The organism is Aminobacter carboxidus (genome assembly GCF_014863355.1).
Taxonomy (GTDB): domain Bacteria; phylum Pseudomonadota; class Alphaproteobacteria; order Rhizobiales; family Rhizobiaceae; genus Aminobacter; species Aminobacter carboxidus.
The window spans coordinates 420,994-436,924 of the sequence record NZ_JACZEP010000002.1 but is presented as its reverse complement, the minus strand read 5'-3'; the positions used below and the strand labels follow the sequence as shown (position 1 = coordinate 436,924).

Below are 15,931 nucleotides of genomic sequence, written 5' to 3'. Positions count from 1 at the left end.
CTTGATGAGGTTGAAGCGCGGACGGACCGCGCACTGGAGACTGGCGGTCATTGCAGCGAGCAAGCGACCGAGCCCTCGAACTGACAGGCCTCGCCGGGTGCCGTGTAAGCCACCCTGTCGACTGCCATGGTCACTGGTTCAGTGGGTTCGATAAACCGCCCCATCCATTCGCTGAGCGTTCCGCTTCCCCACAGGCTGAAGAAGATCTTCTGCGGGTTGCTGGGCAGTTGCGATGGCTCAGTCACCTCATGCACGAGCTGGCCGTTGACGTACCAGCGCAGCCGCTCCTTCTCCCAGACGAAGGCATAGTCGTTGAAGCCCTTGTCAGCCCCGCCTGGCACGTCGACGAGCTTCTCGTCGTTGGACTTGCCGCCGACATAAGCATTGACCTGCACCTTCGAAGGATCCTTGGTCAAAACCTCGAAGTCGATCTCGTCATGCGGCTTCTTGTGGACCGGGCCGATATAGGTGAAGAAGGCGGCGTTCAGGCCCGAGCCGGTGCCGGTCTTCATCCGCGCCTCATAGGTTCCGTAGCCGAACCGCTCCTTGGTCTGCACTTCACCGCACGAATAGTCGCGGTTTTTCAACGGCTTCTTCTCGAAGCTCAGGACCAGATTGCCATCGGCGACCTTGACCTGCTCTTTCGACCAGGTGCAGTTCTGATGCTTGCCATTGTCCCAGCCGTCCGAGATGAACCAGCGCGACCCACTCAGCTTGTCGAATGTCTCGACGAAGGACTTGCCGGTGGCCTCCTGGGCCACAGCGCCACTCGAGGTGCCGAGCAGGCCGGCGAGAATGACCGACACTCCCAGCGCAGCGGCACGGCCGAAATGTTGGCTGGGGCTGTAATCCTTGACGTTCGCGTTCATAGCCAGGTCATCCTTGTGTCTTCGCGCCTCCCGCCCGGAAACCGCATTGCCACACCGGCCGGAGATGCCCCCAGCCGGCCGATAAATCCTCCCATCCTCCCGAAAGTCAGGCCCCGTCGCGTCGGGCCTAAAACTGGCGCCGGGCCTCCCCTTGCGCCAAACGTGCCGATGATTCCTCGTCGGTCTTGCGACCTTCATCGACAAAAATGTCCAGTGAATGACGAAGCCCGGAGACGAAATCCTTTTGCCGTCCAAGCACCTCGATGCGGCGCAGGCAAGCCTTCAACGATTCCGTCAGCTGGTCCATCTCGCCCGCCCGCTGCGCGGAAACGGCGGCTGAATTGTCCATGGCTTCGACGAGGAACGCGGCATTGGCCGAGACCGCCTCGTAGCGGCTCCTGATGCCTGTTCGTTCGGCCTCGATACCGGCGGCAAGCTCGTCGAGCGCCCGCGACAACTGCCCGAAACGCGTCTCGTCGGTCTGCCGGTCGCGGTCGGGGCTGCGGGTTCTGAAGGCGAAGATCGATGCCATAGGCCTATCTCGACTTCGCGGCCGAGCCGGCCATCAGGTAGCGCGCGCTCGCAGCACCAGCTTCCATTGCCGAAGGGCGTCGACGGCGCAGCGGCTCGAGCTTGTCGCGTGCCACCCCTTCCACCACGGCCGCAAGATTAGCCGCCGAAGTGACGGCAAAGGCCAACGCGCCGGCAAGCCCCTTGGCAGCCTTGAGATCGAGGAAATGCCGTAGGCGATATTTGTCGCGCACATGCCGCTCATGGCGGCGCAGTACACGCCTTTGTCCGGCTGCCAGCCCCGGAAGCGCCAAAAGGTCGAGATCTGCGTCGGCCAGGCGCTTGAGGTCTTCGGTGCGATGCTGGCCGCTCAGCGAATTGGGCCGGACCACCGCACAGTAGCCGCAGGAACGGATCAGCTTGAAGCGCACGCCGCAAGCCAGGGCTCGGGCGTAGAGCGCATAGTCTTCGCCGAGCCGCAGCTGCTCGTCATAATGGAGGCCGTGCTCGGCGAGCATGGCGCGCCGCATCACCGGCTTGAGGAAACCCAGTTCGCCGCGCCTCGTGCCGCGCCTGGAAATGTTGCCGGCAACGAAACCGGCAAGATCGAGCTCGGTCGGATCCGCGTCGAACTGCGCGACGCTACCCGAAAGCACGTCACGTACCGAGGCGTGTTCGACAAAGATGATGTTGTCGGCGACAATGTCCCAGCCATCGCAGCCCACCAGCTTCGCAAACCGTCCCGGCAAGAAGAAATCGTCGGCATCGAGGATGCTGATCAGCGGTGCTCTCGACTGGCGTATCGCCATGTTGCGCGCAAAGGACGGGCCGCGATTGACGTCCAGTCGCAGCACCAGGAGCCTGCCGCTGCCATCGTCGGCGGCGCGCGCCACGGCCTCGGTCGCATCGGTCGAGGCATCGTCCACGACCACGACCTCGGCCACCTCCGGCTCCAGCAGAGCGGAGGCGATGGCCGTCGTGATCGTTTCGGCTGCGTTGCGCGCAGCAATGATGACACAGACGTCGGATCCGCTCACGTCGGTTGCCTTTCGTCATAGCCCGCCGACGCAAGAGCTATATTGCACCTGCTAACAAGGGAACCCCAACTTTTGTTACGGCGATTCACGCTTGGGTCCCGAATGCTTTGCCGTCGATGGTGCCCGGCAGCGGCTTTCCAAGGTGTACAGACGCGTCGAGTCGATCACGCCAGGTGCCGCTACAAACAGCGGCGACGGCGATACGACATCACGCGAAGAGGCATCTTTTCAGGATCCGAAGGTGAGGAAGGCGGCGGCAATACTGCGCCGGCATGCTTTCTGCAGCCGGGCCTTTGCAGGCCTAGTGCGCGCTGCCTTTGGGTGTCAGGTCGTCGGCTGGAACAGTGGCAGCACCTTCGGCCGCGGTCTTCGCCTTGCCGGTTTCAGCCCGTTTCGGCCCGGCGCGCAGCACCATCGCCACGACGACAAGGAAGTAGCCCACCTGAAGAACAACCGCGCATATCACTGCGCGCAGCAAGATCGTGCCCCAGCCGGCAGCATCCACGTAAGACCACAGCGCCACGACCGCGATGACCATCGCCATGCCGAACACGAATTTGGGTAAAGTCATGTCAGCAGATCGTCAGGCCGGAGACATCGGCACTGATTTCGTCGCCATGTTGCTTGCAACTCCCCTTGCCCTGAAAGCTTCCGCCCACGTCCGTTCCTTCGTTTTGTTTTGATACCGGCGCGGCCCCAGCCGCTCGGCCCGAAGAACGTCAATCCACTATATTGGCCCGCCCAACTGTCAGCAAGCGGAGCCTCTTGTAAGGCGAGTCTAGATTGCGAAGATGAATGCTGCATTGCACCGCCAGACAACGCCCCAAGTCGAAATCATTTTTTGCTTCAACGGCGTTATTTCAGAACATTATGGCGATTGCCGGCTATTCGAACAATATGTTCGTATCTTGCGACGCACATTGCTCAATTGTTAGCAGAACGTTGAAGATGTAATCGTAGGCATTGGCACTCGATTGGGGTGTCCGATTCTGCACACACATAAATCGATTGGACACAAAACTGTCGTATTGAGCTCTTTTTGTGCACGCCATGCACGGTTCTTGGACAACTACTGGCGTAAATATTTCACGCGTCAAAAAAACGTGTGTTGCGGCGCAGCATAGCGACCATATCCTGAGACAGGGCGATTCTGGGGCGATTTATCGACCAATTGGAGTTGCAGCATGAGGGATCTAGCCAAGTCGAGCAGCTTGGAATTTCCACACGTGGCCGCCGACCTTCCTCCGCTCGGTGGCGTGGCCAAGCGCGGATTCGACGTCATCGGTGCAGGTCTCGGGATCGTCGCACTGAGCCCGTTGTTCCTGCTCATCGCCATTTTGGTGAAAGTCTCCGACGGCGGCTCGGTCTTTTATGGCCATCGCCGGATCGGCCGTGGCGGCCGTATCTTCCAGTGCCTCAAGTTCCGCACCATGGTTCCCGACGGCGACGCGGTTCTCGCCGCGCATTTCCGTGACGACCCGGAAGCCAGGGCCGAGTGGGAAGCGACGCGCAAGCTCAAGGACGACCCGCGCGTGACGCGCGTCGGCACCGTGCTGCGCAAGCTCAGCCTCGACGAACTGCCGCAGGTCATCAACATTCTTTTGGGCGACATGAGCATCGTCGGTCCGCGTCCGGTGGTCCGCGACGAACTCGAATATTACGGCAAGGCGGTTGTCTTCTATCTCAAGTCGCGGCCGGGACTCACCGGGCTGTGGCAGGTCAGTGGACGCAACGACGTCTCCTATGACAGCCGCGTGGCGTTCGATCGCCACTATGTCGAGAACTGGTCGCTCGCCGAAGACATCCGCATCATCTTGAAGACGGTTCCGGCCGTCTGCATGTCGCGCGGCAGCTACTGAGCCAGCCGCAATCGGGCAGCACCCCATGTGGGGCGCGCCAGCCATTCGCCGCGGCGTATGCGCCGTGGCACAGGAACGGACAAAACCCTTGAACCACAACGGCTCCCATCCGCGCCAGCGGCGCCTCCTCAGCCTGGGCGGCGGGCTTTGCCTGACCCTTGCCATTTCGGCGTCCATTTCCTCAGCCGAAGACTACAAGCTCGGCACCCAGGACAAGCTGACCATCCGCGTCGTCGAATGGCAGACGGTCGAAGGCGCCTTCCGCGACTGGTCGTCGGTCAGTGGCGAATATACGATCGGGCCGTCAGGCAAGCTGTCCCTGCCTTTCGTTGGCGAGACACCTGCAACAGGCAAGACCACCGCCGAAATCGCCAAGACGATCGGCAAAACGTTGCAGGACAAGTTCGGCCTGTCCGACCGCCCGGAAGCTTCGGTCGAGGTCGCGCAGTTCCGCCCCTTCTACATCTCGGGCGACATCCAGAGCCCTGGCCAGTATGCCTATGCGCCTGACCTCACCGTGCTCAAGGCGATCAGCATCGCCGGCGGCATGCGCCGCGGCGCCGATGGCGCCCGCACCGAACGCGACCTGATCACCGCCGAAGGCAGCCACGCCGTGCTTTCCGACGAGCAGCTCCGCCTGATGGTGACCCAGGTTCGGATCGACGCCGAGCTTGCCGGCAAGACCGAGTTCGCGGCGCCCATGGAGATCGCCTCCTTGCCGGCGGTCGCAGGCATGGTCGCCAACGAGACCGCGATCATGGCCTCGCGCCAGAAGAAGCTGACGCTCAGGCTGCAGGCGCTCGACAACCTCAAGGGCCTGCTCGAGCGCGAAATCGTTTCGCTCGGCCAGAAGTCCGAAACGCAAAACCGCCAGATCGAGCTCGCCAGGAAGGAGCTCAGCGGCATCGACACGCTGGCCCAGAAGGGCCTGGTCGTGAACACGCGGGTACTGTCGAGCGAGCGCTCCATTGCCGAGATGGAAGGCAAGATCCTCGATCTCGAAACCGCCATGCTGCGGGCCAAGCAGGACATCAGCAAGGCCGAGCAGGAAGCGATCGACCTCAAGAACGACGCCGAATCCGAACTGGCGGTCGAGCGCCAGAAGACCGTCGGCGAGCTCAATGCGGTGACGCTCAAGCTCGGCATGCAAAAGGGCCTGATCGCCGAAGCCGGTGGCACCGCACCTGCCGCGGCCGGCGCCGAACAGGCAATCTCCTTTGTCCTCGTTCGCAAGGGCGGCGATGGCAAGAGCAAGGAAATTACCGCCATCGAAGACACGCCCATCCTGCCCGGCGACGTGATCAAGGTCGAGCGGTCGGGTGGCCCGCTCGTCCGGTAGACAGGCGGGTCAGGCGCGATGCGGATCAGGAAATCGTCACTGGTCGATCCCGGCCGCAACACGCTGTATGGCGCGTTTGCGGTCGCCGTCTCTTTCTTCGTCTTCGCCTACTCTTTCCGCATCGGCCAGATCTCGATTCTGATGTATTACGCGGTCTGGCTGCCGCTGGTTTTCGTCGACTACCGCTTCACGCTTGGCCGCCTTGCCCAGTCGCCGCAGCTTTTGGCCTTCGCGCTTTTGGCATGCCTGTCCTATTTCTGGTCCGACGCGCCTGACGTCACCGCCCGGGCGGCGCTGCAATATCTGTCGCATGTCGTCTGCGCCGTCATCGCCGCCCGCGTGATCGATGCGCGCACCTTGTCCATCGGTGCCATCGCAGGCATTGCCGTCATCCTCGCCTATTCCATGGTTTCGGGCGGTTATGTCTATGATGCGCTCGACGGCACCTACAGCTTCGTCGGCGCCTTCGGCTCCAAGAACCAGCTTGGCTTCTACGCCTCGCTGGGCGTGCTGTTCGGTTGCTACTTCGCGCTGTTTTTGACCCGAAGCCGCATCGCCCGCCTCTTTGCTCTTGGCGTCGTCGCCCTTTCGGCCGCGTCGCTGGTGCTGTCGCAATCGGCAACCTCGATGCTCGCCACACCGGCAGCCGTGGCCATGGTCGTCGCCATCGCCGGGCTGGAGGCATTCTCGCCGAGCAACCGCAGGATCTTCTTCGCCGCTGGCCTCGTGCTTGCCGGCACGGCTGTCCTGGCCGCGCTCAATGTCGGTGCGGTCGACATGGTGCTCGGCGCCTTCGGCAAGGATTCGACGCTGACCGGCCGCACCTATCTCTGGCAGCAGGGCATCGATGCCGCAGCCAGCACGCCATTGCTCGGCGTCGGCTACGCCGCCTACTGGGTGCAGGGCTTTTCCGAAGCGGAGCGGCTGTGGAACGAGTTCTACATCACCTCGCGCACCGGCTTCCATTTCCACAACACCTACATCGAGGCGCTGGTGGAAACAGGCTATGTTGGTGCCGTCATGATCGTGGTGCCACTGCTCGCCATCCTCAGGCTCTGCATCATGCGACTGCTGTCTGCGGGCGACTGGACCGAAGCCCTGTTGCAGACAGGCCTGCTCGCTCTTCTGGTCATCCGCTCGTTCTTCGAGGTCGACATCCTCCAGCCCTATGTCATCGGCTCGTTCCTGCTCTATTATTGCTGGGCCCGCGCCAAGGAACCGGTGGCAAAGCGAATGTCCGGTTCGGCACCGGACTGGCGCCTGCATGCCCCTGCCATATCGTCGAACGACCCCGTTCAAGCCGTCCAGCGTTAACGAGGGCCGCCAGCATCGGGCTGCCGGCTCCGGTCCTCTGCCGATTCCCCAGCGACGTCATGGAACTGTCCGTCGTTTCGGGAATTGATTCAGCTGATATTGCTGGAGCCGACACGATGCCGACGCCACTGCAACCACAACGCCCCGAAAAGGGCGAACAGCAGGCAGAATTGTACTTTGTCGCAGCCGTCATGCTGGCGATGGCAACAACGATACTTCACACCAACGCGACCGCCTTCATCCTGGTACTGCATCTCTTGCAGTGACTGGCATCTGGGCAACGAACCAGCCTGCAGCGATGCAGTCCGGGCCGCGATGAGCAGCGAGTCCCGGTGGTCGGAACGTTGCGAGCAACGCCCAACTCGGGAGCCCTCGATGGATTGGACAGACTGGTTTTACATCGCCGTGGTGTTTGGGGCATCAAGCGCGGTCATCTGGATGATGGGGGCGTAGTCGGCTGCGCCGTGGGGCTTTTTGCTTGCACCCTCCATTTTTGCGGAACCGAAGCCGGTCCGGTCGGTTAGTCAGAAGCGCGGGCGGCCAAAATTCGAGAGGAAAAGATGAAACATTCAATCGCCATCGCGATCCTGCTTGCGTCTGCGATGCTGGCAGCACCGGTCGCCGCAGAGGACGCCGTCAGTCCGGCTGCGCAGGTCGATAGCGCCACCACGGCCAGCACCGGCGCCAAGGCCGACCTCGGCACCGTCATGTCGTCGATCGAGGCCAGCCGGAGCACCGCAACGGCGATCCAGGCGATGACGACAGTCGGTAGCGTCCAGATCGCCAAGCTGTCCGACATCGTCAGCGGCAGTGACAAGCAGGCGCTGGACAAGGCAGTGAGCGACAATGAGGCCGACATTACCGGCGTGCAGGCCGCGATCATGGCCAACAGCGCGCTGAAAAAGCAGATCGACGCCCAGACAGTCGACACCTCGGCCATCGTTGCCGCCAGCATCGGCGCCGATGGCGCAGTCACGGTCTTCGTCAGGTAGCAGCCTCGCCAGGACCGAGCGGCGTTGGCCCGGCGGCGTGAAGTGCCGGGCCGCGTTGGCCAGCCGGCCCTAAAAACTTTGATCCAGTGGCATAATTCCACCCCATGGGGCCAAATCTGCGCTATGGCAGCATCCGTCTGCTGGCGCGATCCGGGCCGGCGCCGCAACAGTTGTTTTCGCCCGCCCGATGACATCCGACATAGACACGGCACCCGAACAGCGCTTCGCCGCCTTCCGCCATGGCGCCTTCTCGCGCTACTGGGTAGCACGTTTCCTGGGCACCTTTTCGACCCAGATCATCTCGGTCGGCGTCGGCTGGCAGGTCTATGACCTGACCCGCGACCCATTCGACCTCGGCCTTGTCGGCGTCATCCAGTTCGCACCCGCACTGCTTCTCGTGCTGGTCACCGGCGTGGTTGCAGACCGTTTCGGGCGCAGGCTGATCATGGGCCTCTCCGCCCTTGTCGAGGCCGGCTGCGCCGCGGCCCTGCTGGCGCTGACCTTCCACGGCATGGCAAGCCCTTTGCCGATCTTCGCCGTGCTCGCCGTTTTCGGCATCGCGCGCGCCTTTTTTGGCCCGGCCTCCGCTTCGCTGGTCGCCAATCTCGTGCCGGCGGAGGATTTCGCCAATGCGGTTGCTTGGAACTCCTCGGCTTGGCAGATGGCGACGATCGTCGGGCCGGTCGCCGGCGGCCTGCTCTACGGCCTGTCGCCCGAAGCCGCTTACGGTGCCGCTGCGGTGCTGATGCTTGCATCGACGGCGCTGATCTTCTCGATCCCCCGCCCGGTCCAGCGCAGCGAGACCGACAAGCCGTCGGTCGAGACCCTGTTTGCCGGCTTTCGCTACATCTGGGGCGAAAAGATCGTGCTCGGCGCCATCTCGCTCGATCTCTTCGCCGTGCTGTTGTCAGGCGCCGTCGCACTTCTGCCGGTCTATGCCCGCGACATCCTCGACCTTGGGCCATGGGGCCTCGGCCTGCTCCGCGCCGCCCCCGGCCTCGGCGCGATCGTCGTTGCCGTCTGGCTCGCCGGTCACCCGATCCGCGACCATGCCGGCATCGCCATGTTCGTCTTTGTCGCGCTGTTCGGCGTCGCCACCGCGATCTTCGGGGTTTCGACAATCCCGTGGCTGTCGATCGCAGCCCTGGCCCTGCTTGGCGCCACCGATATGGTCAGCGTCTACATCAGGGAAACGTTGATCCAGCTGTGGACGCCCGACCATGTCCGCGGCCGCGTCAACGCGGTCAACGGCGTCTTTGTCGGCGCCTCCAACGAGCTTGGCGAGTTCCGCGCCGGCACCATGGCCGCCCTCATCGGCACCGCGCCTGCCGTCATCTTCGGCGGCATCGGCGCCATTGCGGTTGCCGGCATCTGGGCCTGGACATTCCCCGCCTTGCGCAAGGTCAGGCGCCTCGACGGACGCCCCTGAACTTTCCAGCCCTTGATGCTTTGCCAGTGTTGCAAATATCGCTACGTATTCATACATTTCTCTACATCGATTGGCGGATTGCGATGCTTGCTCCGCCAGATCGCAGCAAAGACGAACACTATGCGAGCGTCAGAACAGCGTGGAATGACCATGGCCAACGTGGATGAAAACGACCTCGCCTTGATCAACAAGCTGATCTCCGAGGTCGAGCGATCGCAAAACGAGCGCTCCGCCGAGGATTTCCTCGCCCTGTTCCGGCCCGACGCCGTCTGGGTCACCGCCTTTGGCAGGCGTTTCACCAACAAGACCGAGATCGCCGACTTCACCCGCAAGGTGCTGACGCCTGACCTGGGCGACCAGTATGCGCGCTATGACGTCGCCCATGTCACCATGCTGAGCCCCGAGGTCGCAGCGGTGAATGTCCGCCAGCGCCCGATCCACAAGGATGGCAGCCCGATCGCCGGCGAACTCGAGGGCTCACCGCTCTACGTACTGGTCAAGGAAAATGGCCGCTGGATGATCGGCGCCGGCCAGAACACCAAGGTGCAGACGGTGGCGATCGACACCCAGCAGGGCGAAATCGACGCTCGCGATGGCAAGAAATAGGCGTCAGCCCTTTGCCGGCTCGCCGAAGATCCTGACCAGGAATTCGTCGAGCCAACGCTTGAGATGCATGTCCCAGATCAGCCGTCCGCCGAGATGGTCGCGGCCGGGCTGGGCGCCGGGCAACACGAAACGTTCGGCGCCGCGCACCACCCAGCGCTGCATCATCACCCGCGTCAGCTCGGCGTGGAACTGGATGCCCCAGGCATTGTCGCCATAGCGGAAGGCCTGGTTGGGATAGCTGTCGGACGATGCCAGCAGCACGGCATCCGTGGGCAGCGAAAAGCCCTCGCGATGGAACTGGTAGACCATCTCAGGCCAGTGCATCAGCTTGCGGCCCTCCTCCGTCGCCCTGATCGGATACCAGCCGATCTCGACAAGACCCTCGCCATGTCCCTCGACCTTGCCCCCGAGATGGTTGACCAGCATCTGGGCACCGAGGCAGATGCCGAGAAACGGTCTGTTCTCGCTGAGCGGCACGGCCAGCCAATCGGTTTCGCGGCGCACGAATTCATCGTGGTCGTTGGCGCTCATCGGCCCGCCGAAAACCACCGCACCGGCATGTCCGTCGAGTGTCTCGGGCAAATGATCACCGAGCGGTGGCCGGCGAATGTCGAGGTCGAAGCCGTTTTCGATCAGCACATGGCCGACCCGGCCGGCACTCGAATGCTCCTGATGCAGTACCACCAGGATCTTTGCTCGCGCCCTGCCCGGCATCGGCCGCCTACTCGTCCGTTTCGGGTCCGACGAAGCGCTGCGCCTTCTCGGCTGCCTTGCGCTTGGCCTCGACGCGGTCGCGGCCTTCGACGCCGATCAACTCGGCGATGCGCCAGATGGTGTTGTCCTCCATCTCGTGCAACTCGCCATCGGCATAGACGATTTCCCACATCATGCCGATAAAGTCCTTGCGCGCCTGGTCGTCGAGGTTGCGCTTGAGCACGCTGGTAAAGGCGTAGAGATCGATCGCCTCATTGTCGGCCTGCTCGCCGGCCTTGACCAGCCTGTCGAGTTCGGCGCCCGAAATGCCGTAGCTCTGGCTCAGCAGCTGCTTGACCCGCTCCCACTCGACGTCCTGCCGGTCGCCATCGGCGTCCATGACATGATACATCAGTGCTGCCGCCGCGACGCGCGGATCGTCCTCGCGGCTGACCCTCGCTCCTGCCGCCGGCAGGTCCTTCAGAAACGAAATCATGCGTTCGAACATCGTCGAATCCTGTTTCAACCAAGCCTAGATCTAGGCACGAGGGGAAATCAAAACAAACGGAACCGCTTCTGGGCGTTTTCCCGCTCTACCTCAGGATCGACGCCGGGATCGTCGGGCAGACGGATCGGCTCGGCCTTGTCGTCATCGACAAGGGCTTCGATCCCGTCGGGAGCGGGCGGCACCGGCTTCGACGGCTCGACAGCCTTGTCCGGTTCGGCATCGCTTTCGACGATCACGTCGACGATGTCATCGCCAGCCGGTTGTGCCGCGGCAATGCTCGGGATCGACACCCGCTCCGCTGGCTCGTCATCCTGCTCGATCAGATGGCCGAGGCGCTCCTCCGGCGCCTTCCATGCGAAGGCATCCAGCCGGCCGGTGACGGGCGAAAACGGCGCCCAACGCTCGGAGACCACGCCATCCGCCACCCAGGCCGGGTCGCGCGGTGCGCGCACGGCCCGCGACAGCCACTGCCTGACCTTGCCCTGGTCGCCACTCTGCGCTTCCTCGATGTCGGCGAGCAGAAGATAGGCGCCCTCGCGCGGCTGCATCCGCGCCGCAGCCTCTGCCTCGGAACGCGCCAGCTTGTAGTCCTGCGCCTCGAGGGCCGCCCGCGCCACGGCGAGCGAGGATTCCGGATGGTTCTGCTTCAGCGACTGCAGCTTCTTCGCCCGCGCCAGCCGGTCGAGCACGGCATCGCCGGGACGGCCATGGACGTAGAGCTCGGCGATGTCGGGTAGCGGCTCCGCCTTCCACGCTGTTTCCAGCACCTTCGAGCCCTTGCGCACGTCATTCTGGCGAAACAGCGCTTTTGCGGCGACGGTCGCCGCCGGTCCAAACTCCGGCCGCAGCCGGTTTGCCTCCAGCGCTGCCGTCCGCGCCGCGTTGAAGTCGCTTTCAAGCAGCGAGAGCGCCTTGGCGGTCAGCAGCACCGAGCGCTTGTTGTTGGCAACCTCGCGCTCGATCTGGCGCGTCGACTTTTGCGCATCGACGAGCGCCAGCGCCCCATCCCAGTCGCCGCGCTCGGTCTTTTCCTCGAGCGTCGAATCGGCGGCCCAGCCAAGCTGCGGCGCAAGGCCCGCAGCTCGGCCGGCATAATGGCGTGCTGCGGCCCGGTCGCCGAGGCGCTCGGCTTCGAGATAAAGCCCGCGCAGGCCGAGCAGGCGCATCTCGGGATCGTCCAGCATCGCCTCGAACTTCTGCCGCGCCGTATCGTGATCGCCTTCGAGCAGCGACGCCTGGGCATCGAGCAGATGGATCAGCGGCTCCTGGTCCGAGTTGATCAGCTTGGCGGCTTCCTTGTTTTTCTTGCGCGCCAGTGCTGCGTCACCCGCTCCGGCCGCGATCATGCCGGTCGACAGCGCCTGGTAGCCGCGGTCGCGCCGGCGGGCGCGAAAATGGCGGGCAATGGTGAAAGGGCTGTTCCAAACCGCTTTGGTGAGCCACCAGCTCAGCATTGTCGCCGCAACGATGGCGGTGACCGCCACCGCCGCCACCATCAGGCTGACCTTGTACTGGTAGCCGCTGAAGGTCACGACCATGTCGCCAGGACGGTCCGCCAGCCAGGCAAAGCCAAGCCCAAGCGCAAAGACGATGGCCAGATAAAACAGGATACGGATCATCTGGCGCCCCTCATGCCTTCATCGCGCCGGCGACGAGCGTGTCGACGAGCGTTTCGACATCGAGCCGCGCCTTGAGCTTGGCCACGAAGTCGGCGCCCGCAGCCTTGGCCGTGTCGGGCAGCGTGTCGTATTCGGCGACCGCCTTGGCGAAATCGCCCTGGTTGATCGCAACCTCCATGCGCGCCACCGTCTCCGGAACACCGGCACCTTCGACGGAGCCGATCGGGCGCACCTGCACCAGCTGCTCGGCGCTCGATACCAGCCGCTCAAGGATGCCGGCATCCTCGCTGACCGGCTTTGCCGCCGCGATCATCGCGTTCGCTGCCGCATCTGTTTCAGCCACGATGTCAGCACGCGTCGGCACGCCCTTTTCGGCATGCGCCCTGAGTGCGGCCAGTTCAGGCGCTTCGGGAGAAATCGCGGCGAAGGTTTCCAGTTCGGCGCCAAAGCCCGCGCCACGGTCGACAGCCGCCTTGAGCGCGGAAGCGGCAATCGCCAGCGCGATCTTGGGCTGCGACGCCTGCGCCTCGACCTTGGAGGTAAGTGCTGAGACCGACTGCTCCAGCGTCGCGATCTTGCCATCGTCGGCCGCTGCTGCCTCGCCAGCCGACTTCACCGCCGCATCGATGCCGGCGACACGCTCGTTCAGCGCTGCGACCTCGGTCGACGCGCCGCTGTTCTGGCTGAGCGAGGTCACCGCCGTCTCAACCTGCTTGATGCGGCCGTCGAGCGCAGCAAGCGCTTCGCTCGACCCTGCCTGGCTGGCCGAGGATTTCAGCGCCTCGACTTCTGACCTGACCTGCTGGACCGCTGCGGTGAGGCTGTCGACGTCGCCCTTCAGCGCCGCACCGCCATTGGCGGCGGCGCCGAGATCGGCCAGCTGCGACTTCAGCGAGGCGATTTCGGTCCGCATCAGTTCGTTGTCGGCAGTTCCGGCAGCGCCGCCCGGCGCGCCGAGCACACCGGCAAACTGCAGCCCGCCGGCCACGAGCAGCGCGATGGCGCCGCCTGCCAGACCCGGCAGAAGCCCGGAGGCCGACTGACGTCCCTGTGGCGTCGCCGACGGCGCAGCGCCTGCTGCACGCGATCCAGCCGAACTCGACGCGGCAGCGCTTGACGATGCCTCGGCCTTCGGGGTTTCGGCAGCCTTTTCGTTGTCGAAGCTGTAGTCGTAGGAAGCATAGCCGCTGTCAGCCTTGGCCGCTGTTTCCGCCGATCGCATCTCTGCGGCCGCCAGGGCTTCGTCGCCCGTCGTTGCCGAAATCGCCTCGGCTTCCGCTTCAGGCTTGCCCGCTTCTTCGACGCGCGACACGGCGCCGGGTTCCAGCTCGATCGTCACCGGCTCGCGATGCGTCTTTGAATGGCGCGTCTTCGGCGTCTTGACCATGCTTGGGGCTCCGCGATTTCGTTGGCATAGATCCCGCGGCAGATGCGGGGTTCGAAGATCAAAATCAGTAACACCCACCGTCCCGCGAAAAAAGGCCGGTTGATGGCAAGTAGCCGTCCCTTCAGTCCGGATCGCCGAGAAGCGCCAGCAGCGCATCCTCATTCGGGTCGGGTGCGACCTCGACCCGCAACCCGTCGATCATGGCGGCGGCGATGCGCCCGGAAAGGCAAAAACACGTCGCATCCCGCATCAAAAAATCAGCCTCGGCCTGCATCTGCATCAGCGAGCCGAAGGCAGCGGCGGCGCGCGCCGAGTAAACGAGCACCGCGTCGATTGGTTGCCCGCCAAGCTTCTGATGCACGAAGGACGGGGCCGGATTGAGCGCAACCGTGTCATAGGTTTCGATCGGCACCACCCGCATGCCATTGACGCCAAGGCGTCGCTCGAACTCCGGCATCCGCACCCGGCCGCAGAGATAGACGACCGTCGCCTTGCCAAGTTCGATTGACATCATGTCGGCCAGCGAAGCGGCATCGCCCGGCCCTTCATTGACCGACACGAAGCCGGCCTGGCGCGCGCTTTCGGCCGTGCGAGCGCCCACCGCGTGGCACGGCAACCGGCTCAAGCGCTCGATCAGCCCGCTTGGCGCGTGGCGCAGCGCATTGGCGCTTGTCACCGCAATGGCGGTGGCATCGGTTGGGACGCTTTCGCGTGCCACCGGCAGCGGCTGCGTTTCGGAAAGCGGCAGCAGCACCGGTTCGAAGCCAAGCGCCTCAAGGCGCCGCGCGGTGCGGGTGGCGCCGGGTTCCGGCCTCGTCACCAGCACCCGCTGTGCCATCTAACTCCATCCCTCGAAGAACCTGGTGCCGGCCCGTGCCCGCACTTCATCGCCGGCGTTCCGGCCGATGTCGGCGGCGTCCGCCACCCGGCCCTCGGCCATGGCCTCGTGCCACAGCGTACCATCCGGCGTCAGGATAAGCCCGGAGAAAGACAATCTGTCGCCATCGATCTCGGCATATCCGGCAATCGGCGTGCGGCACGACCCGTCGAGGGCCGCCAGAAACGCCCGTTCGCAGGCCAGCGCCTGGCCGGTCGGCCGGTGGTCGATGGCCGACAGCATGGTGGCGACGGCGGTGTCGCCGATGCGGCTTTCGATACAGATCGCACCTTGCCCCGGCGCCGGCGGAAAGGCATCGAGCGGCATCAGGTCGGTGATGACATTTTCAAGCCCGAGCCGCCGCAGGCCGGCATTGGCGAGGATCGTGCCTTGCGCCACGCCCTCGTCGAGCTTGCGCAGGCGGGTCTGCACGTTGCCGCGGAACATCACGACGTCGAGATCGGGGCGCATGCGCCGGATCAGCGCCTGTCGCCTCAGCGACGACGAGCCAACGACCCCACCTTCAGGCAGATCCATGATCGTCGGCGCCGCGCGGCCGATAAAGGCGTCGCGCGGGTCCTCACGCGGCAGGAATGCCGAGAGCTCCAGCCCGTCGGGAAGCTGCGTCGGCATATCCTTGGACGAATGAACGGCGATGTCGATCTCGCCCGCATACATCGCCTCTTCCAGCTCCTTGGTGAACAGCCCCTTGCCGCCGGCCATCGACAGCGGCCGGTCCTGAATGCGGTCGCCGCTGGTCGAAATCGTCACGATCTCGAACGCCTCTTCCGGCAGGACATGCGTCGCCATCAGCCGCGCACGCGTCTCGTGCGCCTGGGCGAGCGCCAGCAGGCTGCCGCGGGTTCCGATTCTCAAGGCTCTAGTTTGCATA

General features: G+C 64.2%; 17 protein-coding genes. 7 read left to right on the top strand and 10 right to left on the bottom strand.

Annotation, left to right across the window (positions count from 1 at the left end; genetic code table 11):
- Nucleotides 1–47: 47 nt before the first annotated feature.
- The 4 genes from exoK to IHE39_RS09780 form a co-directional block, all read right to left on the bottom strand.
- The gene (gene exoK / locus IHE39_RS09795) at nucleotides 48–869 is read right to left on the bottom strand and encodes an endo-1,3-1,4-beta-glycanase ExoK (protein ID WP_192566333.1); all 822 of its coding nucleotides are present in this window, start codon (nucleotides 867–869) and stop codon (nucleotides 48–50) included.
- Between the two features lie 127 nt (nucleotides 870–996).
- The gene (locus IHE39_RS09790) at nucleotides 997–1,401 is read right to left on the bottom strand and encodes a hypothetical protein (protein ID WP_192566332.1); all 405 of its coding nucleotides are present in this window, start codon (nucleotides 1,399–1,401) and stop codon (nucleotides 997–999) included.
- A gap of 4 nt (nucleotides 1,402–1,405) precedes the next feature.
- Nucleotides 1,406–2,416, bottom strand: coding sequence for a glycosyltransferase (locus tag IHE39_RS09785; RefSeq protein ID WP_192566331.1), 1,011 nt, complete (start codon nucleotides 2,414–2,416; stop codon nucleotides 1,406–1,408).
- 301 nt (nucleotides 2,417–2,717) lie between these two features.
- Nucleotides 2,718–2,987, bottom strand: a complete 270-nt coding sequence (locus IHE39_RS09780; protein ID WP_192566330.1) for an exopolysaccharide production repressor protein — start codon at nucleotides 2,985–2,987, stop codon at nucleotides 2,718–2,720.
- A gap of 613 nt (nucleotides 2,988–3,600) precedes the next feature.
- On the opposite strand from IHE39_RS09780, the gene IHE39_RS09775 reads away from it, so the two are divergent.
- From IHE39_RS09775 to IHE39_RS09745, 7 genes are all read left to right on the top strand, one after another.
- Entirely contained in the window at nucleotides 3,601–4,275 is a 675-nt protein-coding gene (locus IHE39_RS09775) for a sugar transferase (RefSeq protein ID WP_192566329.1), read from the top strand.
- An 88-nt stretch (nucleotides 4,276–4,363) separates the two neighbouring features.
- On the top strand, nucleotides 4,364–5,614 hold the full coding sequence (locus IHE39_RS09770; RefSeq protein ID WP_246485440.1) for a polysaccharide biosynthesis/export family protein: 1,251 nt from the start codon (nucleotides 4,364–4,366) through the stop codon (nucleotides 5,612–5,614).
- A gap of 18 nt (nucleotides 5,615–5,632) precedes the next feature.
- Nucleotides 5,633–6,928, top strand: coding sequence for an O-antigen ligase family protein (locus IHE39_RS09765; protein ID WP_192566327.1), 1,296 nt, complete (start codon nucleotides 5,633–5,635; stop codon nucleotides 6,926–6,928).
- A gap of 59 nt (nucleotides 6,929–6,987) precedes the next feature.
- On the top strand, nucleotides 6,988–7,194 hold the full coding sequence (locus tag IHE39_RS09760) for a hypothetical protein (protein ID WP_184768170.1): 207 nt from the start codon (nucleotides 6,988–6,990) through the stop codon (nucleotides 7,192–7,194).
- A gap of 294 nt (nucleotides 7,195–7,488) precedes the next feature.
- Nucleotides 7,489–7,920 (top strand): hypothetical protein, encoded by a 432-nt coding sequence (locus IHE39_RS09755; RefSeq protein WP_184768171.1) that lies wholly within the window; start codon nucleotides 7,489–7,491, stop codon nucleotides 7,918–7,920.
- A 187-nt stretch (nucleotides 7,921–8,107) separates the two neighbouring features.
- Nucleotides 8,108–9,349, top strand: a complete 1,242-nt coding sequence (locus IHE39_RS09750; RefSeq protein WP_184768172.1) for an MFS transporter — start codon at nucleotides 8,108–8,110, stop codon at nucleotides 9,347–9,349.
- Nucleotides 9,350–9,499: 150 nt separating this feature from the next.
- Nucleotides 9,500–9,955, top strand: a complete 456-nt coding sequence (locus tag IHE39_RS09745) for an SgcJ/EcaC family oxidoreductase (protein WP_192566326.1) — start codon at nucleotides 9,500–9,502, stop codon at nucleotides 9,953–9,955.
- A gap of 3 nt (nucleotides 9,956–9,958) precedes the next feature.
- Here the strand turns inward: IHE39_RS09745 and IHE39_RS09740 are convergent, their stop codons facing one another.
- From IHE39_RS09740 to hemC, 6 genes are all read right to left on the bottom strand, one after another.
- On the bottom strand, nucleotides 9,959–10,669 hold the full coding sequence (locus IHE39_RS09740) for a glutamine amidotransferase (protein WP_184768174.1): 711 nt from the start codon (nucleotides 10,667–10,669) through the stop codon (nucleotides 9,959–9,961).
- A 7-nt stretch (nucleotides 10,670–10,676) separates the two neighbouring features.
- Entirely contained in the window at nucleotides 10,677–11,156 is a 480-nt protein-coding gene (locus IHE39_RS09735; protein ID WP_184768175.1) for a tellurite resistance TerB family protein, read from the bottom strand.
- Between the two features lie 47 nt (nucleotides 11,157–11,203).
- A complete protein-coding gene (locus tag IHE39_RS09730; RefSeq protein ID WP_192566325.1) occupies nucleotides 11,204–12,775 on the bottom strand; it encodes a heme biosynthesis protein HemY in 1,572 nt (523 codons plus the stop codon).
- 10 nt (nucleotides 12,776–12,785) lie between these two features.
- The gene (locus IHE39_RS09725) at nucleotides 12,786–14,162 is read right to left on the bottom strand and encodes a COG4223 family protein (RefSeq protein ID WP_184768177.1); all 1,377 of its coding nucleotides are present in this window, start codon (nucleotides 14,160–14,162) and stop codon (nucleotides 12,786–12,788) included.
- Between the two features lie 121 nt (nucleotides 14,163–14,283).
- Nucleotides 14,284–15,000, bottom strand: coding sequence for a uroporphyrinogen-III synthase (locus tag IHE39_RS09720; RefSeq protein WP_192566324.1), 717 nt, complete (start codon nucleotides 14,998–15,000; stop codon nucleotides 14,284–14,286).
- Nucleotides 15,001–15,930: a hydroxymethylbilane synthase gene (gene hemC / locus IHE39_RS09715; RefSeq protein ID WP_192566323.1), complete on the bottom strand. Its 930-nt coding sequence runs from the start codon at nucleotides 15,928–15,930 to the stop codon at nucleotides 15,001–15,003.
- Between the last annotated feature and the right edge of the window lies 1 nt (nucleotide 15,931).

Excerpts from the sequence above, each read along its gene's own strand:
- exoK (WP_192566333.1), bottom strand. The coding sequence starts at position 869 with ATGAACGCGAACGTCAAGGATTACAGCCCCAGCCAACATTTCGGCCGT.
- IHE39_RS09790 (WP_192566332.1), bottom strand. The coding sequence starts at position 1,401 with ATGGCATCGATCTTCGCCTTCAGAACCCGCAGCCCCGACCGCGACCGG.
- IHE39_RS09780 (WP_192566330.1), bottom strand. The coding sequence starts at position 2,987 with ATGACTTTACCCAAATTCGTGTTCGGCATGGCGATGGTCATCGCGGTC.
- IHE39_RS09775 (WP_192566329.1), top strand. The coding sequence starts at position 3,601 with ATGAGGGATCTAGCCAAGTCGAGCAGCTTGGAATTTCCACACGTGGCC.
- IHE39_RS09765 (WP_192566327.1), top strand. The coding sequence starts at position 5,633 with ATGCGGATCAGGAAATCGTCACTGGTCGATCCCGGCCGCAACACGCTG.
- IHE39_RS09760 (WP_184768170.1), top strand. The coding sequence starts at position 6,988 with ATGGAACTGTCCGTCGTTTCGGGAATTGATTCAGCTGATATTGCTGGA.
- IHE39_RS09755 (WP_184768171.1), top strand. The coding sequence starts at position 7,489 with ATGAAACATTCAATCGCCATCGCGATCCTGCTTGCGTCTGCGATGCTG.
- IHE39_RS09750 (WP_184768172.1), top strand. The coding sequence starts at position 8,108 with ATGACATCCGACATAGACACGGCACCCGAACAGCGCTTCGCCGCCTTC.
- IHE39_RS09745 (WP_192566326.1), top strand. The coding sequence starts at position 9,500 with ATGGCCAACGTGGATGAAAACGACCTCGCCTTGATCAACAAGCTGATC.
- IHE39_RS09740 (WP_184768174.1), bottom strand. The coding sequence starts at position 10,669 with ATGCCGGGCAGGGCGCGAGCAAAGATCCTGGTGGTACTGCATCAGGAG.
- IHE39_RS09735 (WP_184768175.1), bottom strand. The coding sequence starts at position 11,156 with ATGTTCGAACGCATGATTTCGTTTCTGAAGGACCTGCCGGCGGCAGGA.
- IHE39_RS09730 (WP_192566325.1), bottom strand. The coding sequence starts at position 12,775 with ATGATCCGTATCCTGTTTTATCTGGCCATCGTCTTTGCGCTTGGGCTT.
- IHE39_RS09725 (WP_184768177.1), bottom strand. The coding sequence starts at position 14,162 with ATGGTCAAGACGCCGAAGACGCGCCATTCAAAGACGCATCGCGAGCCG.
- IHE39_RS09720 (WP_192566324.1), bottom strand. The coding sequence starts at position 15,000 with ATGGCACAGCGGGTGCTGGTGACGAGGCCGGAACCCGGCGCCACCCGC.
- hemC (WP_192566323.1), bottom strand. The coding sequence starts at position 15,930 with ATGCAAACTAGAGCCTTGAGAATCGGAACCCGCGGCAGCCTGCTGGCG.